We start from the raw sequence: 25,762 nt of genomic DNA, 5'->3' as shown, positions 1-25,762 counted from the left end.
TGCCGGGTGGGTGCCCGGCCACCCGTAGCTTACAGATGAGGGCGTTTCGATGTTGCGCACCAACCTGAATGAAATCCTGATCTTCATGGCGGTGGTCGACGCCGGCAGCTTTGTCGGGGGCGGGCAGGCGATGGGGCTGACCCGTTCGGCGGCCGGCAAGGCCGTGACGCGCCTGGAGGAAACCCTCGGCGTACGTCTGCTGAACCGGACCACCCGGACCCTGGGCCTGACCGAGGAAGGACGGATCTTCTACGACCAGGGCTTGCAGATACTCGCGGCGGTCGACACTGCCCAGACCAGCGTCGGCGGAGCCATGGGTACACCACGGGGCCTGTTGCGCCTGACCGTGCCCGATGCCTTTGGCCGGCTGGTGCTGTTGCCGCTGTTGCAGCAGTACCTGGAAGAGTGGCCCGAGGTGCAGGTTGAAGTGAGCTTCAGCGACCGCATGGCGGACATTGTCGAAGAAGGCTTCGACCTGGCGGTACGGGTCGGTGGCGCCAACCTGGACCGGCAACTGGTGTCCCGGGTAGTGACCCGCTACCGGGCTGTGTTGTGCGCCGCACCGAGTTACGTTGCCGGGCATGGGCAGCCGTCGAATATCGATTCGCTGGTGGGCCACGACTGTCTGTTCTTCAGCAGCCGCACGCGCAAGCAGAGCTGGCGCCTGCGGGACACGGACGGCACTTGGATCAAGGCCCAGGGGCGCAGCCGCATGCGTCTGGACAGCGCCGAGGCGCTGCGTGAAGCCGCCGTCGCCGGCTTGGGCATCGCCCAACTGCCGGATTTCCTGGTGGCGGCCGACCTGGCCGCCGGGCGGCTGGTGCCGGTGTTGCCAACTGTGGATGCCGGTGAGATCGAGATCCTGGCGATCTACCCGACCAAACGTTTCCTCGAACCGCGTGTGCGACGCTTTATCGACCTGATGGTGGACAAGCTGGGTAGCTGATGGCGGGCCCCAGGGCTAGACGTTGTGGTTGTCCGAGCGGGTAAACGAGTAGCGATCGATATCCTGGCGCAGTTGCCAGCCCTGGCGGTCCCAGTACTCGGCGGCGCTGGTGTTGGTCTTGATCACATCGAGATGGCACTTGAGGATGCCGTGGGATTCCAGTGTCGACAGACAGCACTGCACCAGTGCATTGGCGATGCCCTGGCGGCGATGGCGGGGCAGTACCACCAGATGCTGCAGATAGCCCCGACGGCCGTCATGCCCGGACATTATACAGCCGCCGACTTCACCGTCGATTTCGGCGACAAAACTCATGCCCGGATTGCGCTCCAGGTAGCGGGCAGTCGACTCGCGGGAGTCGGCCTCGCGCAGGGAGATGCCGGGGGTACTGCGCATCAGGTCGATGACGGCTGGGTAATCGTCTAGGGTCATGGCACGGATAGTGAACATCGGAGGGGGCCTGGTCGGGTTGAAAGTCCGGCCTGGCAGCCTAGCAGAAGCCATATGACGGTTGTTGTGCCGAACATGAATCTTGCGGGCCTGGAGGCGGTTCTGCTTGTGTTGCCGGCGCGCCAGCGTGGAGACTGCTGTCGCCCACCTTGCCCCGGAGAAGCCTTGATGCTCGTGATTATTGCCCTGATCGCCGTTGCCGTTGCCTGGGCGTGGTGGACCTACCCCCGTGTAGGAGGGCTGCTGTTCGACCTGATTACCGCGATCGAGGCGCGACTCTCACGCCTGACGCCCATTCCGGTATCGATCGAGTCGATGACCCTGGCAACTTTCCAGGGCGGTCCTTTGGGTAATACCGCACCGTTGTTGCTGATCCATGGCTTCAGTGCCGACAAGAACCTGTGGATCCGCTTTGCCCGCGGTTTTGTCGCCGACCACCAGGTGATCATTCCCGATCTGGCCGGCCACGGCAAAAGCGGCTTCAAGGCCGGCAGTGACTACAGCATCGCGGCCCAGGCCAGGCGCATGGTCGAGTTGCTGGACGCCAGCGGCATCGACAAGGTGCATGCGGTCGGCAGCTCCATGGGCGCCTACGTGGCCACCTGGCTGGCGGCGCATTACCCGCAGCGGGTGTTGTCCCTGGCGTTGATGGGCCCGGTGGGGGTCAACCTGCCGCAGCCCAATGAAGTGGAAGAGCTGGTCAAGCAGGGCCGCAACCCGTTCCTGATTCGCTCGCGGGCGGAGTTCGACCGCTTCTTTGCCATGACCATGGCGTCGCCACCGTGGATTCCGGGGGTGTTGCTGGCGTCGGAGGCGCAGCTCTATATCGAGCGGCGTACCGAGCTGGCGGAAATCTTCGATGACTTCCACGACAGCCCGCGCATGGAACCCTGGCTGGGCAATATCCAGGTGCCGACCCTGTTGTTGTGGGGGCGCGAAGACCGCATGGTACCGTTGGCCAGCGCGCAGACCTGGATCGCCGGGGTTCCCCATGCGCGCCTGGAGTGCTGGGACGGCGTGGGCCACCTGCCGATGGTCGAGCGCACGGAGCAGACAGTGGCGCTGTATCGCCAGTTCCTGAGTGAGGCAGGGGCGGTGTAATCCACGCTGCTTATGCCTCCTATCCGGAGCGTCGATTTCACCTCGGGAACAAAGCCCGCTAGCCTCTTTTCCTGACCGACCGGCAATGCCCCCGGCACAGGAGGTCAAGGGAGGCTTTACTGATCTGGCCGGGATTCCCCACTCGAGAGAAAGAGAACCATGATTAAACAAGCCTTGGCTTTTTCGGCGTTACTGACGGCCTGCTCCGCGGCCGTCGCGCAGGCTCAGACCGCGGCGGACGGGCCCGCGGCACAGCTGTTCCATGTCGGCGCGTTCGAGGTCACGGCGCTGCGCGACAAGGTCAATACCTTTCCCAATGACGGCAAGGTCTTCGGGGCAGAGGTCGGCACGCAAGCGGTAGCCGATGTGCTGGCGGCCGCCGGTGCGCCGACTGACAGCATCACCCTGGGTGTCGATGCATTGCTGGTCAAGGATGCCGGGAAACGGATACTCATCGATACCGGGCTTGGCCCGAATGTCCAGGGACTGTTGATACCGAGCCTGGCGAAGGCGGGGTACAGCCCCGCACAGATCACCGATGTGCTGATCACCCATGTGCATGGCGATCATATCGGTGGGTTGGTGACGGCCGGGGGCACCCAGGCGTTTCCCCAGGCCGTGGTGAAAATCTCCGCGCCGGACTGGACCTGGCTCCAGGGCCAGGCGGACATGGCGAACCTGGTCAAGGTCATCGCGCCCCAGGTCAAGACCTTTGCGCCGGGCGACGAGGTGGCACCGGGCATCCGTTCGGTTCCGCTCAAGGGCCATACGCCCGGCCACGTGGGCTACCAGCTCACTTCCGGCAAGGCACAACTGCTCGATGTCGGTGACCTGGCCCATAGCTCGATCCTCTCCCTGGCCAAACCCGACTGGTCGATCACCTTCGACAATGATCGTGACGAAGGCGTGGCGACCCGGCGCAAGGAACTGGCCAAGCTGGCGGCTGACCACGAAACCATTTTCGCGCCGCATTTCCCGTTCCCGGGTGTCGGCAAGATTGTCGCCGAAGGCGATCACTTCGTCTGGCAACCGGCGAAGTAGATCCCTGGCCGATCGCTCCCATGCAGTGGGTGGGGGCGATGGCGGGCGTGATGGGGCTCGTCGCGCGGGGCAAGTCAATCGTGGGACCTACGCCTCCTGTGCCCAGCTACGCAGTGCCTCGGTATCCTTCGCCGGCGGCAGGCCGAACATCCGGCCGTACTCGCGGGTGAACTGCGAGACGCTTTCGTAACCCACGGCAAACGCGGCGCTGCTGGCCGAGGTGTTTTGCGACAGCATCAGCCGGCGGGCTTCGATCAGGCGCAGTTGTTTCTGGAATTGCAGCGGGGTGAGGGAAGTCACCGCCCGAAAGTGCTGGTGGAACGACGACAGGCTCATGCCCGCCGTCGCGGCCAGGCGCTCGACCGGCAGTGCCTGGGTGAACTCGGCCCGCAACAGCGCCACCGCACGGGCCACGCGCTGGGCATGGCCGCCGGCACCGCCGAGGCGGCGAATCGCCGGACCATGCTCGCCGGCCAGCAACCAGTAATGCAGCTCGCGCACCAACTGGGTGTGCAATACCGCCGCCGATTCCGGACGATCCAGCAGGCGCATCAGCCGCAGCGCCGCATCGGCCACCTCGCTGTCGGTGGGTTCGACCCGTACCGGACCGCCGTCGGCCACCGCGGTTTCCTTCATCTGCACCACCAGTTCGGCAATCACCGCGAGGTCCAGATCCAGCACCAGGGAAAGGTAGGGCGTGTCGGCGCTAGCCCGGGTGATCTGACTGACGGTCGGCACGTCGGCGGTGATCAGCAGTGAGTCACCGGCATTGAACTCGAAGGTCTGCGCGCCCATGGCCACGCGTTTGGAACCTTGCAGCACCAGGCACACTAGCGGCCGGGTGATCGCATACACCAGGCCGCTGGTCGTGTCCGTGCGGATGGTCGTCAGGCCCGGTACCGGCGTCTGGGCAATGCCCGTGGCATCGGCATTGGCCTCGACATAGCGGTGAACGGTGGTCAGCAAGGTGTCGGTCATGCAACGGTCCTGAAAGGGTGAAGCCGCGATTTTCAACATTTGGAGGAATGGGCAGGGAACGTCCATTTTTCGGCAAAACCTGGCGGTGACCGGCTCCCTATCATGGTCTCACACCCCACACAGGAGCTGTCACATGACCAAGATCGCTATCATCACCGGCGCCAGCCGTGGCCTGGGCCGCAACACCGCACTGAGCATCGCCCGCCATGGCGGCGACGTCGTCATAACTTACCAGAGCCGGGCCGAAGACGCGTTGGCTGTGGTCACGCAGATCCAGGCCCTGGGCCGCAAGGCCGTGGCCCTGCAATTGGACACGGGCAATGTCGCCGGCTTTGCGGCCTTCTCCGAGCGTCTGCGCGTGGCCCTGCATGAGACCTGGCAGCGCGAGACCTTCGACCATCTGGTGAACAATGCCGGCCATGGCGACTACGCGCTGATCGAGCAGACCACCGAAGCGCAGTTCGACGGCCTGGTCAACGTGCACTTCAAGGGCGTGTTTTTCCTCAGTCAGGCGTTGTTGCCGTTGATGGCCGATGGTGGGCGCCTCGTCAACCTGTCCTCCGGGCTGACCCGGGTGTCGTTTCCCGGCTACGGCGCCTACGCGGCGGTGAAGGCGGCGGTCGAAGTGCTTTCGCTGTATATGGCCAAGGAGTGGGGCAGTCGTGGCATCGCGGTCAATACCGTGGCACCGGGCGCCATCGAAACCGACTTCGGCGGCGGTGCGGTGCGCGACAATCCGGACATCAACCGGTTGTTCGCCGACATGACCGCCCTGGGCCGTGCCGGCGTGCCGGATGATATCGGGCCGATGATTGCCAGCCTGCTGTCCGATGACAATCGCTGGGTCAACGCCCAACGGATCGAAGTGTCCGGCGGCCAGGGTATCTGATCGGGACGCAGATCGTACGCTGATGAAGATCGTTCCCACGCTCCGGCGTGGGAATGCCTCTCTGGACGCTCCGCGTCCGCTGCTGTGACGCAGAGCGTCACGGGCTGCATGCCTTTGCTGCGCGAGGGAACGATCAGGTGGGTGCGATCATGGTTTCCGGGCGTACCCACTTGTTGTATTCCTCCGCCGTCATAAAGCCCAGTTGCACGGCAGCCTCCCTCGGCGTCAGCCCTTCCTCCGCAGCCTTTCGCGTGATCCGCGCGACCTTGTCATAACCCAGCACCGGGTTGAGCGCCGTTGCCAGCAGCAGTGAGCTGTCGACATTGCTGGCCAACCGCTCACGATCGACGTCCAGGCCCTTGATCAGCTTCTCGGTAAAGATGCCGACACTGTTGGACAGCACATCGATGGACTGCAGCAGGTTGTGAATCAACACCGGCTTGGCCACATTCAGTTCGAAGGTGCTTGAGGCCCCGGCAATGGTGATGGTGGTGTGGTTGCCCATGACCTGCATGGCCGCCTGGACCAGCACTTCGGCGATGGTCGGGTTACGCTTGCCGGGCATTATCGAGGAGGTGAGGCCGTCGTCAGGCACCAGCAGTTCGCCGAAACCGCAGCGCGGGCCGGAGCCCAGCAGACGGATATCGTTGGCGATTTTTGTCAGGGACACGGCCAGGACGTTCAAAGCCCCGGAGACTTCCACCAGCGCGTCATGGGTGCCCATGCCCTCGAACTTGCACGGGTTCGGCTCGAACAGCTCGCCGGTGATGTCGCTCAGTGCCTCGCAGAACGCCACATCGAAACCCACCGGGGTGTTGAGCCCGGTGCCGACGGCGGTGCCACCCTGGGGCAGGCTGCGCAACCTCGGCAGGCAGGCTTCGATACGGGCGATGCCATGGCCGATCTGCCGGGCGAAGCTGTCGAAGGCCTGGCCCTGGCTCATGGGCACGGCATCCATCAGGTGGGTACGGCCGATTTTCAGCACGTCGCGCCAGGCCACGGCCTTTTCGTTCAGTTCATCGCGCAGGTTGCCCAGCGCCGGCAGCAGGCGGTTGCGCAGTTCCAGCAGGGTGCTCAGGTGCATGATGGTCGGGAAGCTGTCGTTGGAGGATTGCGAGCGGTTCACATGGTCATTGGGGTGCACCGGGGACTTGCTGCCCAGGGCGTTGCCCAGCAGTTCGTTGGCCCGATTGGCAATGACCTCGTTGGCGTTCATGTTGGTCTGGGTGCCCGACCCGGTCTGCCAGATGGACAGGGGGAAGTGCTCGTCGAACCCGCCGTCGATCAGCTCCCCGGCCGCCTGCTCGATGGCGCTGGCCATGTCGACCGGGAGTGCGCCGAGTTGCACGTTGGCGCGCAGGGCGGCCAGTTTCTGCTGGCCGAAGGCGCGTACCAGGCATGCGGGAAACTGCTCCCTGCCGCTGCCGAAAACCGCCAGGGCGCGCTGGGTCTGGGCGCCCCAGTAACGGTCGGTGGGGATGGATACGGGCCCGAACGCGTCGTGTTCGGTGCGCATGCTGGACATGGACGTTGCTCCGAAAAAGTATTCTGAAAACGGGGTCTGAAAAAAACAGACGTTGAAAAGCGGACTCTGAAAAGCGGATTCTGAAAAGCGGATTCTGAAAAGCGGATTCTGAAAAGAGAGTGCCGGGAAAAATGTTCCGAAGGGGCGGCGCGGGCCGATCCAGCCCGCGCCGCAACAGGTCAGAGGGCTGCGCCGGGTGCCCGTCCCAGGGTGCGTTCATACTCGACCTTAGCCGCCTGTTCGGAGAACTCGCCGGACCATTTCGACACCACCACGGTCGCCACGCTGTTGCCGATGGTGTTGCAGGTGGCGATGGCCATGGACATGAAGCGGTATACGCCGAACAGCAGCGCCAGGCCTTCCACCGGCAGCACGCCGATGGCGGTCACCGTGGCGGCGAACACCACGAAGCTGCCGCCCGAGACCGCCGCCGCGCCCTTGGAGGTCAGGAGCATGATGGCGATCACGCCCAGTTGTTGTTCCCAGCTCATGGGCACGCCATAGGCGTTGGCGATAAACAGCACGCTCAGGGACATGTAGATCGAGGTGCCGTCGAGGTTGAAGGCGTAGCCGGTGGGCAGTACCAGGCCGACGCTCTGCTTGGAGCAGCCGAACTTCTCCAGTTTCTGCAGCAGGCGCGGCAAGGCGCTTTCCGAGGAGGCGGTGCCGAGGACGATAAAGATCTCGTCCTTGATGTACTGGAGGAAACGCCACAGGCTGAACCCCCACAGGCGACAGACCAGGCCGAGCACCACGAAGACGAAGAACAGGATCGCCACGTAGAACATCAGCACCAGGTTGGCCAGCGACATCAGCACTGCCGTGCCGTTGCTGCCCACGGCGTAGGCCACCGAGCCGAAGGCACCGAGCGGGGCGAACTTCATGATCAGGTTGATGAACTCGAAGAAACATTCGGAGATCCGGCTCAGGCCGTCCTCGATCACGGCACGGCGTTCGGCCTTGAGCGCCAGCAGGGCGAAACCGAACAGCACCGAGATCACTAGCACCTGCAACAGCTGGCCACCGGCGAAGGCACCGACGAAGTTGTCCGGGAAGATCTCGTAGATGAATTCCAGGGTCGATGCCGGGGCATGGCCCTTGGCGACGGCGGCGGAGGCCGCGGCGGCAGTGGCGGTGCTGGGGTGGGCGTTGTGCATGCCCGCGCCGATCTCCAGCAGGTTGCCCCACAGCAGTCCGATGGCCAGGGCCACGGTCGACACGACCTCGAAGTAGATCAGCGCCCGCAGGCCGACCTTGCCGACCCGCTTGATATCACCGGCCGAGGCGATACCGTGGACCACGGTGAAGAACACCAGGGGGGCCACGGCGGTCTTGATCAGCTTGAGGAAGATGTCGCCGAGGATCTTGAACTTGGCGGCCAGCTCCGGAGCGATGAAGCCGAAGGCGATACCCAGGGCCATGGCGGCGACGACCTGGAAGGTCAGGTCCTTGTAGAACGGTTTTTTATTCAGTGTGGTCATGTCGCGATCTCATTGTTGTTATTGGCGAGAGTCGGGTCAGGGGGCTCGCTCGTCATGAGCCCCTGACGATCAGCGTTTGACAGAGCCTTCGCGCGCCAGGGCGATATCCACCATGCGTGGCGCCAGGCCCAGGTAGTTGGCCGGATCGGTCAGGCGCTTGAGTTCCTCGATGTCCAGCTGCGCGGTGGCCTCGCCCTGGGCGAGCAAGGCATCGAGCAGGCTGGTGCCCTGGTCGTTGGCCAGGCGGCAGGCGGCATAGACCACGTCGTGGGCGACCTGGCGCCCGAGTGCCGGGGCCAGACCCATCATCACGGCTTCGGCGACGATCAGGCCCTGGGTCATGTCGAGGTTCTTGCGCATGCGTTCGGTGCGCACTTCCAGTCCGGCGAGCATGAACTTCGCCTGGCCGAGGGAGGCGGCGCTCAGGGCGAAGGCTTCCGGAATGGCGATCCACTCAGCCTGCCACGGGCCGGTGGAGCGCTCGAAGTCCTGGATCATCGCATCGAGCATCAGCCCCGCGTGCTGGCGTACGCCCTTGGCGGCGGCATACATCAGCTCGCAGGAAATCGGATTGCGTTTCTGCGGCATGGTGCTGCTGGCGCCACGACCCTTGACGAAGGGTTCGTACACTTCACCCAGCTCGCTGGTCATCATCATCATGACGTCGAGGGCGATCTTGCCCAGGGAACCGGTCACCAGGCCGAGGAAATTCAGGGTTTCGGCCAGGCCATCGCGGGCTACATGCCAGGTGGCTTGCGGGATACCCAGGCCAAGCTCTGCCATCAGCGCCTGCTGCACGTTCAGGCCCTTGTCGCCCAGTGAGGCGAGGGTGCCCGCGGCACCGGCGAACTGGCCGATTTCCACCCGTGGACGCAGCTCCACCAGGCGCTCGGCATGGCGGTCGAACATGCTCAGCCAGACCGCGCACTTGTAGCCGAAGGTGATTGGCAGGGCATGTTGCAGGTGGGTGCGGCCGGCCATCGGCGTGTCGCGATAACGCCGGGCCAGTTCGGCCAGCAGGCCGCGCACCGCCTGGATATCGCGCTCGACGATGGCCAGGGCGGCGCGGACCTGCAGGACCACGGCGGTGTCCATGATGTCCTGGGTGGTCGCGCCCCAATGCACGTAGCGCCCGGCGTCGCCGCAGATCTTCGACAGTTGCTCCACCAGCGGCAGGATCGGGTAGCCGACGATCTCGGTCTCGTGCTGCATCAGGGCCAGGTCGAGGGCCTCGTAGGTGGAAAGGGTGGCGATCTGCTCGGCGGCCTCGACGGGAATCACTCCGCATTTGGCCTCGGCCCGGGCCAGGGCGACTTCCACTTCGATATAGCGTTCGATCAGCGCGCGATCGGAGAACACACCGCGCATTTCGGCGGTGCCGAACATGTCGCGGAAGAGGGCGGAATCAAAAACGGTACTCGACATGGTGATGATCCTGATTTGTATGTTTTAATAAGTACATATATATTATGTCCGTACATTATGATTGCCTGACGGCTGATACACTGTCAACTCGATAGCGAGGTACCAATGGAAGGCGTGAATCAGAGGCGTTATGCGGTGGTGGCCCGGGATCTGATCGACGGCATCGGCAGCGGTCGTTACCCCGTCGGCTCGTTGCTGCCAACGGAGTTCGAGCTCTGTGCGCTGTATCAGGTGAGCCGACAGACAGTGCGCGCGGCCATCGATCAGTTGCAGGGGCAGGGCATGGTGTCCCGGCGCAAGCGGGTGGGCACGCGGGTAGAGGCGGCATCGCCCCAGGGCGGTTATTCCCAGGCTCTGGCCTCGGTGGCCGACCTGGTGCAGGTAGCGGAGACCCATGTCCGGGATATTCAGGATGTCCGGCACTTCGTTGCCGATATCGCGCTGGCCCGGCGCTTGGGCCTGGAGCCGGGCGGGCACTACTTCTGTGTGTCGAGCATCAAGGTCGACAACAGCGAGGCCCATGCGCCGCTCTGCTGGACCGACGTGTATGCCGAACAGGCCTTCGCCGCAGTGATCCCCCAGGCCAGGGAACATCCCGACGAGTTGATCGCCGCTCTGATCGGCAAGGCGTTCTCACGACAGATCGATGTGGTCGACCAGCAAGTGCGGCCGGTGCAGTTGGGCGCCGAACTGGCGGGCAGCCTCAAGGCCCAGGCCGGTTCCCTCGGCTTGAACATCATTCGCCAGTACCGGGACCAGGACGGCGCGCTGATCGCCGTGTCCGAGACGGTCTATCCCAGTGACCGTTTCACCCTGGTCATGCAGATGAAGCGCGACAGGGTGTAAATATTTTTCAGGGGGGATGAATAAAACATCCGGGTGATGTGTTTGCCGTATGTGGCGCCTGCCTGCGCCACCGCCATACGGCCGACTTAACCTGAAAACAGAGAGCTTCCCATGCTGAAGAAAATTACCCTTGCCGCTGCTGTCGCCATGACCTGTCTTTCCGGCCTGGCCTTTGCCGATGCTCCGGCCAAGGTCGCCGACACCGCAGCGGGCAAGGTCCTGGTCGATGCCAAGGGCATGACCCTGTACACCTTCTCCAAGGACAGCGCGGGCAAGTCCGCCTGCAACGGCCCTTGCGCCACCAACTGGCCGCCGCTGCCAGCCACTGCCGGTGCCAAGGCCGCTGACGGCTACAGTGTGGTCACCCGTGATGACGGCAGCAAGCAGTGGGCCTACAAGAACATGCCGCTGTACAGCTGGGTCAAGGATAGCAAGCCGGGCGACACCAGCGGTGACGGTGTGAATCAGGTCTGGCATGTCGCCAAGCCCTGATTGAAGGGTGTGCCGGGCGCGGAAGTCGCTATCTTCCGGGCCCGGCAGCACGGTCACTCGGTTTTCAGCAGCAGCGTCACGTCGATGGTGGGATCACCCATCAGCTTCTGTGGAAACCGGTCGCCGACGAAGTCCTGGTTCACCGGTTCCACCCAGACACTCAGCTTGCCACCCTGTACCGCGGCCAACGGCAGTTCGAAGTCGAAATGGGCCAGGGCATTGGCCACGCAACTGGCACAGGTCTGGGCTTCCTCCGGCTGAAACAACGCCTTGGAGGCGATGGTCTTGCCGTCTTTTTGCAGGTGCACCGAGAAACTGCCCGGAATTTTCAGGCGGTTGACCCCGCTGACCCGCACATTGACCCGATCGGCCGCGACCGTGAAACGTTTTGACGCGGACAGCGAGCGCTGGGTCTTGGTCAGGAAAGCCACCTTCGAGGCCACTGCCGGTGAGTGGTAGTCGATGTCGAGCTGAGCCACCGAATCGATGATCGTCACGGTGTTCAATTTCGGCGGGTCGTTGGTGAACGGATTAAGCAACTGCAGTGCCGGAACGGTGAAAATCTGGTAGCTGACCGGGTCGATCGCCTCGTTGATGGTGGTGAGCAGGCCATGCAGGTCGGTGGCCTCCATCTTCTTCTGCCACTCCCAGAACAGCCGGTCCCAGTTGCAGTGGAAGAACCAGAACACCGGGTCGAAGGCCGCTACCCCCTGGTCCTGCATGGTCGGGCCGATCGAGTTGTGGCCGGCGTCGTGGGCGGCAATGATGGTGTTGTAGGCTGCGCCCGACCAATAGCCGTGGAAGTCTTCCCAGTCGGTCTTGCTCATGGCCCGGTTGACGTCGTCGGTCACTTCATACTTCAGAAGATTCTTGGCAATCACGTCATAGGCAAATCGCTGGGTGGTATAGCCCTGGGGGTATTTGGGGCTGGCTTCCTTCTGCAGCACATACTGGTCGAAGGGCGCGCTCTTGAGCACTTCGGGAAAGGGCGTGGTGATATCCCAGTACGGCAGGGTCACATTCTCGCAACCGGGCGTCGACCTCAGGGCATTTTCGAAGCTGACCAGATACGCCCGGTGCCAGGGGTTGTAGCCCGGGACATGGTGCATGCAATAGGTATTGGGTGCCGGAAACCAGTGGTAGGCAGCCTGGACAAAAAAGCTGTTGGGGTCGCTGGGGTCCTTGGCCACCATGGCGGAAAACGCTTTCTTGAGCAGGTCGAGCTCCTTGCTGGACAGTGTGGTGATGTCCTTGCGTATCCGCGTGGCCGGAACCGCGGCGCTCAACCAGCCACGGGCGGTGAAATTCGTCACGGTGGACTTTGCCGCAGGCGTGCCTTTCGGGTAGCCGTTGTTCATCCAGTTGAGAAAGGTGCCCACCCAGTCGGTGGACCAGGGATTGTGCGGTGGCATGTTGCCGCCGGCGACCTGCTGGTAGATGTCGCCGGCGTGGGTCATCACGGCGTCGTAGCTGGCGAGGTCGAGGCCCTGTGCGGCCATATGGTTCCTGTCTACCGAGGTAAACATATCGCGGATCTGCCCGTACCAGGTCGGGTTCGCGACGGGGGCGGTCTTGGTGGTCGAAGGCATGTTCAACTCCTTGTCGTCAACAGCGGGCGGGCGTTTCAGTGGCGTGAGTCCCGGAGGCCAGTGTCCTGGCGATCCGGGAGTGGGGAGCGCGCCTAGCCGGCCTTGACGCTGATAAAGGAGGCAACCAACCCCGCCGGTTCGCCGTCGTGGGGTTTCACGCGAATGACCGACCCGGTGATGGCGGCGACCTGGTTCACGCCATTCGGCCAGTGCTCGGTCAGCGAGCCGTCATAATCGTAGAAATAGTCTTTGGTCGCGGTGCCGGGACGCCCGCTGCCCTTGATATGAACATGGGCGGCGACATTGCCGTGGGCGGGCGTGATGACACCCTTCAGGTCCATGGCGTCGGTGCCGAAGCTGAGGACACCGATGAAGTTGTCGTCGTCGGTGTTCTCCACATTCCACACGCCTTCGGCGAACAGCAACTTGATGAGTTTGGCCGGGTCGCCGTCGGTGAGCGCCGGGTTGTTGAGGAAGCTTCTGTAAGTCCATTTTCCAGCAAAGGGATTGCTCATGCGTGACATCTCCTTATCAGTGCTACGGTTTGTCCGGGTGTTGATGCGCGGTGTGCTTCATGCCAGCCATGCCGATGCCGCCGCCGACAGCATTGAGGTCGGGGACGATCTGGATGTTGGTCATCATGCCGCCGTCCTCGTGGTCGAGGATGTGGCAGTGGATGACGAACTCGCCGATATAGCGGTCATAGTGGGTGCGTACCAGAACCTGATAGTCGTTCTGGACGAAGATGGTGTCCTTGAACTCGTGCCACATGCCGCAGTACTGGTTCTGCAGGCCCAGCTCGTCGGCCGGCACCAGGCATTCGCCGTTGGGGCCGAAGATGCTCCTCGCGGTCTCGCCGGGCTTGCCGTAGAGCACATCCATCACTTGGAACGGATTGACATGAATGTGGAAAATATGAGGCTCGCCCCCTGAGGTCAGCTTCCAGTCGTCCGTGGTGTTGACCTGCCGGGTGAAATCGATGCGGTCCGGATCATAGGATTTGTGGTTGATATAGAAACCAAATGCTCCGGTCCAGGGATCTCCCGGTTTGGCCGGCGGTGTGACAGCTGGCGACGGCGGAGAGGGCGGATTGCCAATGAAGAAATGGGCCAGTTGCTGGTCTTTGTTGGGCGTCTCATCCGTCAGGTCCCGCATCCCGCGCCAGGGTGACAGGTTGCCCGTGCGCAAGCCCTCCAGGGCCGCGGCAGGGAGATCCTTGTCGGCCTTGTTGGCGTCGTAGAGCGCCTGCTGGATGTACTCCTGAGGATCGCTCGTCACGACCTTGCCACCCTTTACCACGACCGTTGCCAGCAATTGGGTTTCGTTCGGCCCCTGGCCGCCCGGGCCCTTGTTCGGGCCGCCGGCATTGGCGCGCTCGGCGGGTGTCGCTGCCTGGTTCAGTACGCAGTAGGTGCCCTCGCGGGGGAACATCAACAGGACATCGCTGCGGTAGCCCGGCTGCAGGAAGTTGCTGCCGATACCGCCGCTCACGCTTTTCTTGTTCACGCCGATGGGGCGGATCGAGGTACGGGTGAGCCCATCGGCGGCGATCTCGAACTGCGGTACCAGTTCGACAGGCGCTTTGCCGTCCGCAACGGTTATCGGACAGAGATCGGCGATCCTCTGTGCCTGCTCTTTCGGTGTACCGACCAGAGGGGCTTGGGCGTTTGCGAGCTTGGCCTTCGGGCTGGTGGTATCGAGGGGGACGATCTGCAGATTCACCGTGTCGTGGATGCCACCGTGAATGAAGCGCCAGCGCAGTATTTCCCCGGCCTGGATGTCTTTCCCGGGAGCAGTTTGCCTGATAGTCGGTTGCACCACGCCGTTGATGCTGGTGAACCGCCCGCTGTTGTCCCAGACGGTGGGTGAGGAGAGTTGTGCGTCGAAGTTTTCTATCACACCGGTTTTTCCATTGGGGCAGATCCAGGTGCCCAGCTCGTCGTGGATAATGTTTCCCTTGTCATCGAAACAGGCATAGGGAATCTGCTGGAACAGCAGCACCTGCTCGGGAATGGGCTGGCCCGCCGTGTCCTTGAGAATGGTATCGATGTCTCCCGGCTTGCCTCCGGTGTAGGCGCGATCGCCGCGAATGATCAGGGGGCCGGCAGCGCCGCTGGCGACCTGCAACGCGGTGGAACCGTGACGGTGGGCGTGGTACCAGAACGTGCCGGAAGGATGGTCGGTGGGGATGTTGATCTCGTATTCGAATTTGGTCTGTGGGCCGATATTGAGCAGTACGTTGTCGCTGTTGCCCGCCGGCGAGACATGCAACCCGTGGTAATGCAGGTTGATGGTATTGAAACAGCCCGGTGAGCCATCCGCCGGATCGCCGCCGTTCGGACAGCTGGGATCGTCCTTGCTCAACTGGTTGTCCAGGTGCACGCGCAAGGTGTCGCCGGGTTGCACGTCGATCTGCGGGCCGCCCAGGCAGCCGCCGTAGGAGCGCAGCCTGACCGTATCTTTCGCGCTGCCGGGATTGTTCGGGTTGTTGATCTGGTTCTCGCGCTTCTGTACTTGCAGGTTCAACTCGACGGTCTGGCCGTCGCGAGTGATATCGCCGGCGGGGTTGCAACCGGTGTTCGCCAGTTCCAGCTCGGTGGTCTTCAGGGGACCCGGCGCACCTTTTTCAAGGAGCCTGGGCGGAGTGAGGAAGGCTTGGGACGTCAGGTCGGCGAGTGCCGCCGAGGAGCTTGCACACACCAACAGTCCAGCCAGGACCCTGCGAAGTGAAGCCATGTTGTTCTCCCTGCGCCAATGCGCGAGTAACGGCGACGGCCATGACAGCCGTGTGTCCCTTGATCATTCGAGTGTTATCGGAGCCGATATCAAGTTCGCGATTGCCACCGGTTCACGGTGCATGGCCTCTGCGTTGGAGTACCTGCGCGATGGTCCCGGCCATGCCGGTAATGTCGCAACGGCTGGCGTCGCCAGGTGTGTAGACCGGAGGTTCGGCCACCGAAGGATCGCCGCTGTTGAAGGGGGGGCGAGGGTTGTACTGGATATTCAGCTGGACCTTTTTCGCCACGGTGTCGCTGGAAATCTGCGCGATGATTGCCAGCGCTTCATCCAGTCCCGACGAAATGCCGCCGCCGGTGATGCGCTGCCTGTCGCACTTGTAGCGCGGATAGCCGGGCACCACTTCGATCAGCGGGAACAGCTTCAGGCAGGCGATAAACGCCCAGTGGGTGGTGGCCTGATAGCCATCGAGCAGACCCGCGGCGGCGGCCAGCAGGGCTCCCTCGCAGACCGAGGCGGCCAACTGCGCCGCCTGGCCCTGGCGCAGCAGCCAGTCCATGCGTGGTTGATCGAGCATCAGGCGTTGCAAGTCCGTGGGATCGCCCCCGGGAATCCATAGCAGGTCGCTCTGTTCGTGGGTGTCGGCGAAGTTGGGCAGACTACCGCCGAGGGTCAGACCATCGCGAGTCGTGATGGCCGGCCCGTCAAGGGAGACCAGCCGCACCTCTCGGCTCGGTGTATCGGGCAGTTTCGGTTCGAGCAGAGCCATCCAGTTGAACAGCTCATAGGGCACGGAGACATCGAGCAGATCGACGCCGTCATAGACCGGGATTGCGATCAGGTACCGTCCTGGTACTGGCATGGCTCCCTCCTTGGGGAACACCGCGCGGCGAACGCATGGGCGTCGTCAGGGGGTGAGCTTCCTTGCGATCAGCGAGGCGGTTTCCGGATGGAAAAACCGCGGGCCTTGCTGCCGGGATCAATATCCTGGGGGGCAGCGGCTGGAGCATAGTCGGTGGCCTATCGAGTGCAAGGCGTTTCGTCGGCAGCCGCCGAGTGGTAGGCCGTTGAGGTTGTCGTCGGATTTGCGGTCTGTCGGTGGGCGATGATGCGCAGGGGCATCGCTCGTTTATCGCCACTGGCGTGAAGCCGACCACGGGCCCTGGGTCATCAGTCCGGGGCAGAAGGGCGCCGCTGCTTGCCGAAATGGATCGACAGGTAGGTCCCGATCGCCAGCGCTCCCGCCATCAGCGCGATAAACGCCGGGTCGTAACCGATCGTCACCGGTTGCCTCGACAACAGCACCAGACCCACCAGCAGGTTGAACATGCCCCAGAGAAAGTTCACCAGCGGCGAGGAGGGACCTTTCCCGCGCGGCCTGGCAAAGGGCGTGGGGAAGATTTCACCGCGCAATCCGGCGGCGAGGTGTGGCAGGGCGTTGCAGATGAATACGCCGGCAAGGAATGCTGGAATGTACATGGATCACCTTCCGTAACGAAGAGTAGGTAGCGACTGGGTTTTCAGGTATCCACACGACTGCCCGGCGGGGCGATGCGTCGGGAGATAAACGCCGCCATCGCCGGCCCCGCCAGCAACACGACGGCAAAGCGGGCCATCTGCATGGTCATGACAAAAGGCATGTCGACCTGGCTGGAGGCGGCGATGATCGCGACGGAATCGGCGCCGCCGGGGCTGGTGGCCAGGTAGGCGGTGAGAGGATCGATACCGGCGGCAAAGACAAACACCGCAGCCAGGGCGGCACAGGCGGCGATCAATGCCAGGGTGCTGGCGAGAATCGCCGGAAAGGCCTTCAGGGCATATTTCACCAGGGGCCGGGTGAAGGGCATGCCGATCCGCCAGCCGATCACGGCATAACCGAGTGCCAGCAGCCAGTGCGGCATCTCGAGGGTGATCAAGCCGAAGTGGGTGAGGGCAATTGCACCCAGCAGCGGCACCAGCAGCGAGGCGACCGGGATCTTGCTCAAGCGCGCCACCAGCGGGCCGGCGGCTACCAGTGCCAGAGTCTGGGCCAGCGCCAGCCAGTCGATGGCCGGGAACCAGATGAGGGTGTGCACCGCATGCACCACGCCGGCACCGGTGAAATGGGTAATCAGCGTGGCGATCACTGCGACCAGGATCACCCGTGTGTACTGCATGCAGGCGACCAGTTGCGCGTCGGCGCCGGCATTCTCGGCCATCAGGATCATCACCGTGGCGGCCCCCGGGCTCAGGCCCCAGATGGCGGTGGTCCCCGGCAGCACCCGCAGGCGGGTCAGCAGCCAGCCCAGCGCGGCGCTGATGGCGATCACCGCCAGTACACCGACGATAAACAACGGCCAGTTGCCGACAGCCGCGCCGGACAGCGACTGCACCAGGGTTTTCCCGATCATGCAACCCAGGATGCCTTGGGCGAAGGCCGAGGCTGACCGGGCAATCCGTACCCGGTTCTCGACAAAGGTGATCGCCACGATGATTGCGCCAAGCATCGGTCCCAGCAGCAGTGCCGCCGGAATACCGCTCCAGGTCAGGAGCATGGCCAGCAACGCCGACAACCCCAGCAATACCGCCCACTGCCAGACCGAGACGTACTTGCCGGCTCCGGCACTGGCGGCATGATTATCCGCGTTGGACATGAAAGGCCCCTTGAGTGAGCCGGCGTGGTTGCCGGGCGTTGCTTCGGGTTGGGGGAGTGCTAATATGAGAGGATATCCTCTATTAAGATAGTGAAGGGCATCCTCTCATATGTCAACAAAACCACCCGCCAGGGGGCAGGAGCCACAGCGTGCCCGGGGGCACTTGCGCGTGGCGGCGATCCTCGAGGCCGGCGTCGAACTGTTCACGCAGAAGGGTTTCGACGCGACGACCATGACCGAGATCGCTGCTCGCTCGGGAACGGCGATTGCCTCGCTGTACCGGTTCTTTCCGACCAAGCAAGCCGTCGCCGAAGCGCTGTTGCTGAATTATGTCGAGCACGCCCTGACGTCCCTTGAAGCGCTGGCCATGCAGGCGCGCGCAATGACCCCGGACGAACTGGCGACGGCGTTTATCGATTTCAGCCTCGGCTTGCAGTCCCAGCGTCGCTTCGCCATCAACCTGGCCGATATCGGCGGGGCCAGTGACAGCGAACGCCAGCGTTTTCGCAAGGCCATGCTGGAAGGGATCGAGGCGGTGGTACGCGAGGTGCTCCCGGCCCTGTCCGCCGCCAGGTTGAAGGCCGTGGCCGGGACGCTGCTGATCCAGTTCAAGGGGGTGGGTCTGATCAGTCAGGAAGCGCCGGCCCGGCAGCGGGTGTTGTTGGCGGAAGCCCGGGAGATGCTGCGGCTTTATCTGCTGTCGCTGGTTGGATAAGGGCCCGCGCTATATCGGTTTGTCGTCGGCGTCGACCTGGTTGATGCGGTTGTACAGGTTTTGCAGATAGGCAAAGTCGGCGGAAAACAGCTCTTCGATCACCCTGGTATTGATCATCTCGAGACTGCCCAGCCGCACGATCACCCGCGACAGCACGATGATCGGCAGGTAGGCCGGGTTGGCCTGGACCCGGTGGTCTTTCAGCGGCAGGATTTCATCGCCTGCCGTGGCCAGGCGCATGACACCGTTCTTGTGCAGATTGCCGTCGCCGTCGCGGTAGCCGATGGGCAGGGTGAATTCCACTTCGGTGGTGATGATGCTCATGCGGGAAGCTCCTGTCGGGATATGCGGGTCATGTATAGCCAAGGTTGTTCAGGGCGTCGAGTGCGGTGATTGATTCAGTGCGTTGGCTGGAGTCGAATCGGATACGCGCCAGAAGTTGCTGACCTTACCCGTTTGCGCCCTGATCCGTTGGAATGCAGGTTGACTACCCGGCAGTGACGGTCATGCCGCCGTCGACCATGACCACAGAGCCGACCATGAAACTGGCGCGATCCGATGCGATAAAGGCGACCACCTCGGCGATTTCCCCGGGTTGTGCCGCGCGGCCGATCGGCGCGGCTTCGCCGTGTTTGGCAAGGAAGGCCGGGCCGTCATCGACGACATCGTTGAGGATGTTGGTCACCACGTCACCGACGCCGATGGCGTTGACCCGAATGCCATGTCCGATGACTTCCAGGGCCAGGGTACGGGTCAATTGGGCGAGTGCGCCCTTGGAGGCCGTATAGGCCGCGATGGTCGGGAAGGCGAAATAGGACGCATAAGACGCGATGTTGACGATCGCCCCGGATTGGTTGGGCATCATCGCCTTGACCGCTTCGCGGCTGTGCAGGAACGCCGCCGTGACATTGACCGCCTGAATGCGCTCCCAGTCTTCACGGGTCATGTCGATGACGAGTTTGTTGAGGATGATGCCGGCGTTGTTGACCAGAATGTCCAGCCGGCCGAACTGCTCGACGGCCAGGGCGACGGCGCGCTCGGCGGCGCCGTCCCGGGTGATGTCGGCAACCAGTGGCACCAGGCCCGGGAGGGCGAGTTCCTCGACCGCGGGGTTCAGGTCCTCGGCAATCACTTTCGCGCCACGGGCGTGCAGCAACAGTGCGATGGCCCTGCCAATCCCGCTGGCGGCACCGGTCACCAGGGCGACTTTGCCTTCCACTTCCCGAGGCATGTTGTGCTTGATATCGATCATGCTGTTCTCCAGCGTTGTGATCCGGCGAGATATTCACCCGATCGGCACCTGCAAGGTGCTGTCGTCAGCGACAGGCCTACTGTCTCGCAACGCTGGAGAGGGGGCTTTCGCCGACTTGCCGAGACTGTCGGGGTTTTGCGCCGGATGTCGTTGGGGGACGCTTGTCCCTCGCTTGTCGATTGGCGAGAGCCCCATACTGTTCGTCCAATCACATGGATCGGCATGTGCAACGAGGGCAGGCTCTGATGGTGCAAGCCAGGCGACAAGGCACGACACAGACTGCGACTCCCTGTGCGGATCAACGCATTACCGGGGAGTCGATGCGCGACTATCTGCCGGGAGAATCCAGGGATCAGCCGTCGCGACCACAGATCCAGGACGTAGTGATACAGCTGTTCAGCCATCACAGCATCGTCGAGCCCATTCTGGTGCCCGCCGTGGTTGAGCCGTTGCTGGTGCTTGTTCTTGCCGGGGCGGCGAGGGTGGAGGAGCGCGCCCTCGGCGGGGACTGGGACGTGGCTGAAGTCAGTGCCGGCGACTTTTTCCTCACCAGTTCGGCTGAGCCTTATGAGATGCGCTGGCAGACCCTGGGCGGCGATACATTCGAAGTCATGCACCTGTACCTGGGATTGCCGCTGATCGACCATGCCGCGCGCGAGTTGTTGGGAGAACGGGCTGCTCCCGTGGCCTTTCGCGATCTATCGGGTGCACGAGACGCTCGCGTGGCGTTTGTCATGGAACAGCTGCGTACCGAACTGGTAGATGAGCGCTCGCCGAGCCCACTGTTCGCCCAGAGCCTGGCACAGGCATTGGCTGTCCATCTGGTGCGTACTTATCTCGCTGCGCGCCGTCCGGGGCGGCGGGTGAACGCGTTGCAGGCTTACAAGTTGCGCCGGGTCATCGACGCGATGAACGCGCAGTTGGCTGACGACTTCAACCTGGCCCGACTGGCCGGGCTTGCCGAACTCAGCGCGTACCACTTCAGTCGAATGTTCAAACGTGCGACGGGGCTGTCGCCTTCGCAGTACTTCATCCGCTTGCGCATGGCCCGTGCAAGGCATCTGTTGCTCGAGACCCACCGCAGCGTCATCGATGTAGGGCTGGAGGTCGGCTATTCCAGCCCCAGTCATTTTTCGCAGGTGTTTCGCCGCGAAGCAGGCGTCACGCCCAGCGAGTTTCGCCAGGCTTGAAGCCGATTGGTCGAGAGCTGTCGTGATTCTGCCATCGCTGTCGCGGGGGCAGAGCTCAATGGTCGTCCGCATCCGGCTTGTAGCCGTTCACGACGATTTCCACGATTTCTGGCTGTGCCAGGTATCCCGTATGGGCTACCAGTGGGTTCTCCAGAAGTCCAAACCAGGTCCGGGCATTCGAGACCACGACGTCCACGGTGGCATAGGCTGGCCGTCGTGGTGAGTTTCGAAGCGAATAGGAAAGAAGATCGTTGGGATCTGACAGGAAAACCACCAGCGGCGTATTGCTTTTCAGGTCGGTGCCTTCAGTGGTCAGTCTCATCCGCGGTGCATAGGTACTGAGAAGTCTGGCCAGTGAATCGTCGGCCACTGGCTGCTGCCTCACGTTCAGATCGCCGGCCTCTTCGAGTGTTTGATCGGCAAGTTGCAGGATGGGGATCTGGTTGGCCGACATGAAGATACTCTGCACGCGTGTGAAAAGCGCTTCAGCTGCGGCGTTATCTGCTCCGCCATGGGCCCTGAGGGCGTCGATGGCATCGAACCCCACCTTGCTACCCAGGCTTGAAGTGAAGATGACGAGTGGCGTGTGGCGGGCAGCGACTTCAGTTCTCAGTTCATCATGCTTGCGGGTGTGTTTGCCGGGCACTGCAGCAGCCAGGATTGCTTCCTGGACTTGCAGGCTGATGCCTTCACGGGCACGCCCCTGATAGGCCACGGCATCTGCCAGGCAGTCGTCCATCAACCGGTCCTTGCCCAGGCGATTGACCAGTGCGCGGGTCTCTTTGAAGTCGGGTGAGGTGATCTCCTTGGGCAAAAAGTCAGGCTTGTCAGAGCCACGGCCGCACACGCCGGTTTTATTCGATTGGTCATAGCACAACTGGGCCTTGAGGGGCGTCAGCACCGGTGACCACACCAGGGCGGCGATATTGACCGTTCCCTCGCTGAGGTTGAGGGACCGTTTGTAGATCAGGGCATCCGATGCTTCTACCTGGGTAGGGGCGATGGATTCAACAGGAGCGGCGCCCAACTGTTCCGAAAGGGCGTTGATGGACTCTATCGCCCAGGATGAATCGTGGGTGCACATGCCATGGACGGCGATAATGTCCATCTCCGGCCGGTCTTTATGCTGGCTGGCCAGAATTTGCTTGATGCCCTGAATACTGGGTTTTGAGTCGTCGTGGGTGAGCAATATCGGATGTTTATAGGGAGTCGTGCAGCCCATCAGGCACATCGCAGAGGTCATTCCCCATACCGTGGTTGAGAGCCAAGAATGATGTGCCATAGCAGCCTCCGATCCGTGGTCATGGTGTTCGTTCGAGTTTAGTTGCAATTGGCCATCTCTCCAGGGCGCAGACCTCTTTTTTCAATGTGAAACACGATCTTGAAAAATCAGTTGGTTATAGCGGAGCAGAAAAGAGGGGGGAGGCGGTGTCGCGGGTCATTTGTCTTTGTGGACGATGGGTTATCTTCTGATTGTTCTAGTTCACTGCGGTGTAGGCAGCTCAGAAACTTTGGTCAACATCTCGCCTGGTGCCAAAGGGCACACATTGGGTAGTCGCCTGGCTGCTGCACGATGAATCAACCTGAGTTCTCAAGAAATCTTCGTTTGTTACATCATGGCATTTGGCTATTGATCTACGCTCTCGGAAGGCATCGACCAGGAGGGTAGTGTTCCTGCCTTGCCTCATACCGGTTTGTCGTGCTGATGAGCAGGCTGGGTTCATTCGAACACCTGTCAGTCAGTGGCGCTGGCGCTAATGAAGCAGGTCAAATCTCAAGGAGCGATTCGATGCCTCAAAGAATATCCATCGATAAAAATGTCATGGCTCTGATAATGGATGGCGTTGATTTTGACACGGTGTCCATTTTTTATATTGTCGGGCATGGGACAAAAATTGATAAAAGATTCATTGCCGACATGAGTGTGTATTTTCCATGGGGAATAGACAACTATGGATGGTATGAGTCGGATACTGGTTTTCCACTACTCGAGATTTACAACTGCTACCGCCGACGCGGCCAAATGGGGCGTACGCCTAGCTCTAGCTACGATATCCAGAAAGTGGCGACTCCCTCCAAAGAGGCTTCCAATGAAACGCCATTGCTCTCCACGCGAAAGAGTGTAATCCCTGATATCAGCCTGACGCCAAAGGACCTCAACGTGGCGTTCTGCGAAAGAATGCTGGCCAAGTATTACCTTGATGGCGGCGGTTTGGACGATGTGGGGATTGTGTGCCTGACTGGAGATAAAAAATTAAGCGAGGTATTGAGTAGCCTGAACAAGGCTCCACATGGGGGGCAGTATTCTGATTTATTGGTGATTTGCCTGTGTTGCAGTGTCGCGCGTGGAGACGAGCACAACGCTGACAGTAGAGCGCAAGGGTATTCCCAGCTGCTGTGAGACGTAAGTGTCCGGTTGCGTCGTGAATGTAGGCAGCCCTCCCAGTGCGCTTGAAGGGTCAGCGCACTGAGGGAAAACCGCTCTCTGGACTGGCAAAGAGGTTACTCGGCAAAGCTGAACTCAATCTGCTGAAGGGTTATTGCCGAGCTTCTGCTGCGGGGTTGAGGGCGACGCTGTGGCATCGGTGGTTCCTCGTTGAACGGGATCTGCAGTTTCTTGAGTACGCCCGACTCTGCCAACTCGGCGGCTTCCCGTTCCATGCGACTGGCCAACATCTTGATGGACTGTCCGGTCTCTGCCCCCAGTGTGATAGCGACCAATGTCAGCGGGCTCACGTTGAGGGGGACACTCAGGGCGCTGATCATCTCCATCGTCGGACAGCACTGGCCACGTTCCAACTTCGAGATGTAGGTCCGACTGCTGACCTCGGCGAGACTCTTCTGCGAAAGACCTCGAGCGGCGCGCATGGCTTTGAGCACGGTGGCAAAGGCTGTTTTGAGCGACATAAAACGTTCCTGACAGTGGTGCACTTCTGTACCCATCGGGCGACTTGTCCAGATGTAAATCGACGTTCCAGAGCCGTGAGGCTACCACAGCACCGGGCGTCGTTGTCTCATGGTTTCAGGACATCATGATTTTCCTCTAGGCGGCAATGGAAATACGCCAGGCCGACTTGTGAGAGGGGTTGTCGGCTCTAAGCTCCTGCGGGTCCTTAGATAATCGCACTGGTTGGCCTTGGATCCACTAGAGAACGGTGGGGGGCGTTGGGCTGCTTGCCTTCGAACGTACCCTAATCTCTTTTTGCAACTGGCGATTATCAATTTTTTGAAGAAACTAAATCGCTCCCAAGCGTGCTTTTTCTCGTAAAAATAAACATTCAAGCTGCCGGGCAAATTATGTATGAGCGGGTTACATATCAGCCATCTAGAGGCCAACTATGCCAAAATTAAATGCAACGAACAGCACACGGACCGCTAACGGTGCAGCCCTTGCGACTCCGTTTTTCGATCACGGGACGCCCAAACGCCGCACGGTCCGGTTGGGGGTTACGGATTTATCGTTTCATCGAGCAACCGCGGCACTCGTTGCGGTGGTTTTACAGCAGATGGGGTTCACGGTAGAACGCAGCTTCGCCTTGCATGAGGCCAATTTCGAACAACTCCGTACAGGGGAGATCGATATGGTCGCCTCCGCGTGGATACCCTCAAGTCATGGGATCTACAAGGCGCGGGTGGAGGAGGTGGTTTTGACCCGCGAACTCGGTCTTCACTATCAGCCATACGCACTGTGGGGAGTACCGGATTACGTTCCACAGGAAGAGCTTTCGACGATTGAGGATCTGCTCAAGCCGCAGGTTTTTGCTCGCATCTGTACCACTATCCAGGGCATTGGTCCTGGTGCGGGTATTACTCGATTTTCCCTGCGAATGATGGATGACTACGGCTTGAAAGCTGCGGGCTATTCGTTCCGCACGGGTACGCAGGACGAATGCATTGCGGCATTTGAAGACTTGGTGGATGCGCAACGCTGGGGGGTAGTACCTCTTTGGCAGCCCCAATTTCTCCATCATCGCCATCGGATCCGCGATCTCAAAGATCCCAAGGGGCTGTTGGGCGAAATTGATAAGGCGGTTTTATTGGCACGTACTGATCGCCTGGACATCTTTACGGATGCTGAGCTTGACGTGCTGGACAATATCCGTCTCTCCAACGCCATTGTTGCAGAACTCGATTACGCCATTAACCGTCAGGGAAAAAGCCCCGATCAGGCCGCCCACGACTGGTTGGAGGCGCACCCTGAAACACTCCTTAAATGGAAAGCCCCTTTGTTCTAAAAGGTGATAGCTTCCCGTTTTCCAAGTCCTTCAAGGCCCAAGTCATTCAAGAGTGTGCCCAGCCCGGCACTTCGATTGCCAACATCGCGCTCGGCCATTGCCTCAACGCGAACCTCGTCCACAAATGGATTCAGCTGCATGCGCAGAACAGCCTGGCGCTGCCACCTGCATTTGCTCCGTTAGCCATGCCGCTGTGAACCACTGGAAAAACAGGGTCATGCCACCGACTCAGGCAGGA

General features: G+C 61.7%; 26 protein-coding genes. 11 read left to right on the top strand and 15 right to left on the bottom strand.

The features are described from left to right. The first annotated feature begins 49 nt into the window (after window positions 1–49). Window positions 50–946 (top strand): LysR family transcriptional regulator, encoded by an 897-nt coding sequence (locus HX851_RS42710; protein WP_177064021.1) that lies wholly within the window; start codon window positions 50–52, stop codon window positions 944–946. A gap of 15 nt (window positions 947–961) precedes the next feature. On the opposite strand, the gene HX851_RS42705 is transcribed toward HX851_RS42710, so the two are convergent. Next, entirely contained in the window at window positions 962–1,396 is a 435-nt protein-coding gene (locus HX851_RS42705) for a GNAT family N-acetyltransferase (protein WP_177064020.1), read from the bottom strand. Window positions 1,397–1,564: 168 nt separating this feature from the next. Between HX851_RS42705 and HX851_RS42700 the strand changes: the two genes are divergently transcribed. Beyond that, the gene (locus HX851_RS42700) at window positions 1,565–2,497 is read left to right on the top strand and encodes an alpha/beta fold hydrolase (protein ID WP_177064019.1); all 933 of its coding nucleotides are present in this window, start codon (window positions 1,565–1,567) and stop codon (window positions 2,495–2,497) included. A 159-nt stretch (window positions 2,498–2,656) separates the two neighbouring features. Beyond that, window positions 2,657–3,538 carry an MBL fold metallo-hydrolase gene (locus HX851_RS42695; protein WP_177063083.1) on the top strand — a complete coding sequence of 294 codons (882 nt, stop codon included), beginning with the start codon at window positions 2,657–2,659 and terminating at the stop codon, window positions 3,536–3,538. A gap of 87 nt (window positions 3,539–3,625) precedes the next feature. Here HX851_RS42695 and HX851_RS42690 read toward each other — a convergent pair whose 3' ends face one another. Next, window positions 3,626–4,516: an AraC family transcriptional regulator gene (locus HX851_RS42690; RefSeq protein ID WP_177064018.1), complete on the bottom strand. Its 891-nt coding sequence runs from the start codon at window positions 4,514–4,516 to the stop codon at window positions 3,626–3,628. A gap of 133 nt (window positions 4,517–4,649) precedes the next feature. On the opposite strand from HX851_RS42690, the gene HX851_RS42685 reads away from it, so the two are divergent. Continuing rightward, window positions 4,650–5,405, top strand: coding sequence for an SDR family NAD(P)-dependent oxidoreductase (locus HX851_RS42685; protein WP_177064017.1), 756 nt, complete (start codon window positions 4,650–4,652; stop codon window positions 5,403–5,405). A 133-nt stretch (window positions 5,406–5,538) separates the two neighbouring features. On the opposite strand, the gene HX851_RS42680 is transcribed toward HX851_RS42685, so the two are convergent. The 3 genes from HX851_RS42680 to HX851_RS42670 form a co-directional block, all read right to left on the bottom strand. After that, window positions 5,539–6,930 carry a class II fumarate hydratase gene (locus HX851_RS42680; protein WP_177063086.1) on the bottom strand — a complete coding sequence of 464 codons (1,392 nt, stop codon included), beginning with the start codon at window positions 6,928–6,930 and terminating at the stop codon, window positions 5,539–5,541. A gap of 179 nt (window positions 6,931–7,109) precedes the next feature. Next, entirely contained in the window at window positions 7,110–8,411 is a 1,302-nt protein-coding gene (dctA, locus tag HX851_RS42675; protein ID WP_177063087.1) for a C4-dicarboxylate transporter DctA, read from the bottom strand. Between the two features lie 69 nt (window positions 8,412–8,480). Continuing rightward, a complete protein-coding gene (locus tag HX851_RS42670) occupies window positions 8,481–9,836 on the bottom strand; it encodes a class-II fumarase/aspartase family protein (protein WP_177063088.1) in 1,356 nt (451 codons plus the stop codon). A gap of 105 nt (window positions 9,837–9,941) precedes the next feature. On the opposite strand from HX851_RS42670, the gene HX851_RS42665 reads away from it, so the two are divergent. Further along, window positions 9,942–10,682 carry a GntR family transcriptional regulator gene (locus HX851_RS42665; protein ID WP_177063089.1) on the top strand — a complete coding sequence of 247 codons (741 nt, stop codon included), beginning with the start codon at window positions 9,942–9,944 and terminating at the stop codon, window positions 10,680–10,682. Between the two features lie 111 nt (window positions 10,683–10,793). Beyond that, complete coding sequence (locus HX851_RS42660; protein WP_177063090.1) at window positions 10,794–11,174, top strand: COG4315 family predicted lipoprotein; 381 nt, start codon at window positions 10,794–10,796, stop codon at window positions 11,172–11,174. Between the two features lie 53 nt (window positions 11,175–11,227). On the opposite strand, the gene HX851_RS42655 is transcribed toward HX851_RS42660, so the two are convergent. The 6 genes from HX851_RS42655 to HX851_RS42630 all read right to left on the bottom strand — a co-directional run bounded on the left by HX851_RS42655 (window position 11,228) and on the right by HX851_RS42630 (window position 18,132). Further along, complete coding sequence (locus HX851_RS42655) at window positions 11,228–12,763, bottom strand: tyrosinase family protein (RefSeq protein ID WP_177064016.1); 1,536 nt, start codon at window positions 12,761–12,763, stop codon at window positions 11,228–11,230. A gap of 92 nt (window positions 12,764–12,855) precedes the next feature. Then, window positions 12,856–13,278, bottom strand: coding sequence for a hypothetical protein (locus HX851_RS42650; RefSeq protein ID WP_177064015.1), 423 nt, complete (start codon window positions 13,276–13,278; stop codon window positions 12,856–12,858). A 22-nt stretch (window positions 13,279–13,300) separates the two neighbouring features. Continuing rightward, complete coding sequence (locus HX851_RS42645) at window positions 13,301–15,499, bottom strand: multicopper oxidase family protein (protein ID WP_177064014.1); 2,199 nt, start codon at window positions 15,497–15,499, stop codon at window positions 13,301–13,303. 112 nt (window positions 15,500–15,611) lie between these two features. Further along, entirely contained in the window at window positions 15,612–16,361 is a 750-nt protein-coding gene (locus HX851_RS42640; protein ID WP_177063094.1) for a DJ-1/PfpI family protein, read from the bottom strand. Window positions 16,362–16,669: 308 nt separating this feature from the next. After that, on the bottom strand, window positions 16,670–16,978 hold the full coding sequence (locus HX851_RS42635; protein ID WP_177064013.1) for a hypothetical protein: 309 nt from the start codon (window positions 16,976–16,978) through the stop codon (window positions 16,670–16,672). 41 nt (window positions 16,979–17,019) lie between these two features. Next, a complete protein-coding gene (locus HX851_RS42630) occupies window positions 17,020–18,132 on the bottom strand; it encodes an AbrB family transcriptional regulator (RefSeq protein ID WP_177064012.1) in 1,113 nt (370 codons plus the stop codon). A gap of 109 nt (window positions 18,133–18,241) precedes the next feature. On the opposite strand from HX851_RS42630, the gene HX851_RS42625 reads away from it, so the two are divergent. Then, window positions 18,242–18,847: a TetR/AcrR family transcriptional regulator gene (locus HX851_RS42625; RefSeq protein ID WP_177064011.1), complete on the top strand. Its 606-nt coding sequence runs from the start codon at window positions 18,242–18,244 to the stop codon at window positions 18,845–18,847. Window positions 18,848–18,856: 9 nt separating this feature from the next. Here HX851_RS42625 and HX851_RS42620 read toward each other — a convergent pair whose 3' ends face one another. Beyond that, window positions 18,857–19,171, bottom strand: coding sequence for a hypothetical protein (locus tag HX851_RS42620; RefSeq protein ID WP_177064010.1), 315 nt, complete (start codon window positions 19,169–19,171; stop codon window positions 18,857–18,859). Between the two features lie 163 nt (window positions 19,172–19,334). Next, a complete protein-coding gene (locus HX851_RS42615; RefSeq protein ID WP_177064009.1) occupies window positions 19,335–20,099 on the bottom strand; it encodes an SDR family NAD(P)-dependent oxidoreductase in 765 nt (254 codons plus the stop codon). Window positions 20,100–20,419: 320 nt separating this feature from the next. Between HX851_RS42615 and HX851_RS42610 the strand changes: the two genes are divergently transcribed. Continuing rightward, a complete protein-coding gene (locus HX851_RS42610) occupies window positions 20,420–21,289 on the top strand; it encodes a helix-turn-helix domain-containing protein (protein WP_167331633.1) in 870 nt (289 codons plus the stop codon). Between the two features lie 55 nt (window positions 21,290–21,344). Here HX851_RS42610 and HX851_RS42605 read toward each other — a convergent pair whose 3' ends face one another. Then, the gene (locus HX851_RS42605) at window positions 21,345–22,532 is read right to left on the bottom strand and encodes a hypothetical protein (RefSeq protein WP_177064008.1); all 1,188 of its coding nucleotides are present in this window, start codon (window positions 22,530–22,532) and stop codon (window positions 21,345–21,347) included. 546 nt (window positions 22,533–23,078) lie between these two features. Between HX851_RS42605 and HX851_RS42600 the strand changes: the two genes are divergently transcribed. Then, window positions 23,079–23,690 carry a hypothetical protein gene (locus HX851_RS42600; protein ID WP_177064007.1) on the top strand — a complete coding sequence of 204 codons (612 nt, stop codon included), beginning with the start codon at window positions 23,079–23,081 and terminating at the stop codon, window positions 23,688–23,690. A 101-nt stretch (window positions 23,691–23,791) separates the two neighbouring features. Here HX851_RS42600 and HX851_RS42595 read toward each other — a convergent pair whose 3' ends face one another. Beyond that, window positions 23,792–24,196: a helix-turn-helix domain-containing protein gene (locus HX851_RS42595; protein WP_177064006.1), complete on the bottom strand. Its 405-nt coding sequence runs from the start codon at window positions 24,194–24,196 to the stop codon at window positions 23,792–23,794. A gap of 431 nt (window positions 24,197–24,627) precedes the next feature. Between HX851_RS42595 and HX851_RS42590 the strand changes: the two genes are divergently transcribed. Then, on the top strand, window positions 24,628–25,524 hold the full coding sequence (locus tag HX851_RS42590; protein ID WP_177064005.1) for a glycine betaine ABC transporter substrate-binding protein: 897 nt from the start codon (window positions 24,628–24,630) through the stop codon (window positions 25,522–25,524). After that, window positions 25,503–25,721, top strand: coding sequence for a transposase (locus tag HX851_RS42585; RefSeq protein WP_177064004.1), 219 nt, complete (start codon window positions 25,503–25,505; stop codon window positions 25,719–25,721). Before HX851_RS42590 ends, HX851_RS42585 begins: the two co-directional genes overlap by 22 nt. The last annotated feature ends 41 nt before the right edge of the window (window positions 25,722–25,762 follow it).

Origin of the sequence: Pseudomonas gingeri (genome assembly GCF_013385635.1) — a bacterium.
GTDB lineage: Bacteria > Pseudomonadota > Gammaproteobacteria > Pseudomonadales > Pseudomonadaceae > Aquipseudomonas > Aquipseudomonas gingeri_A.
This window is presented reverse-complemented; position numbering and strand designations above follow the sequence as displayed.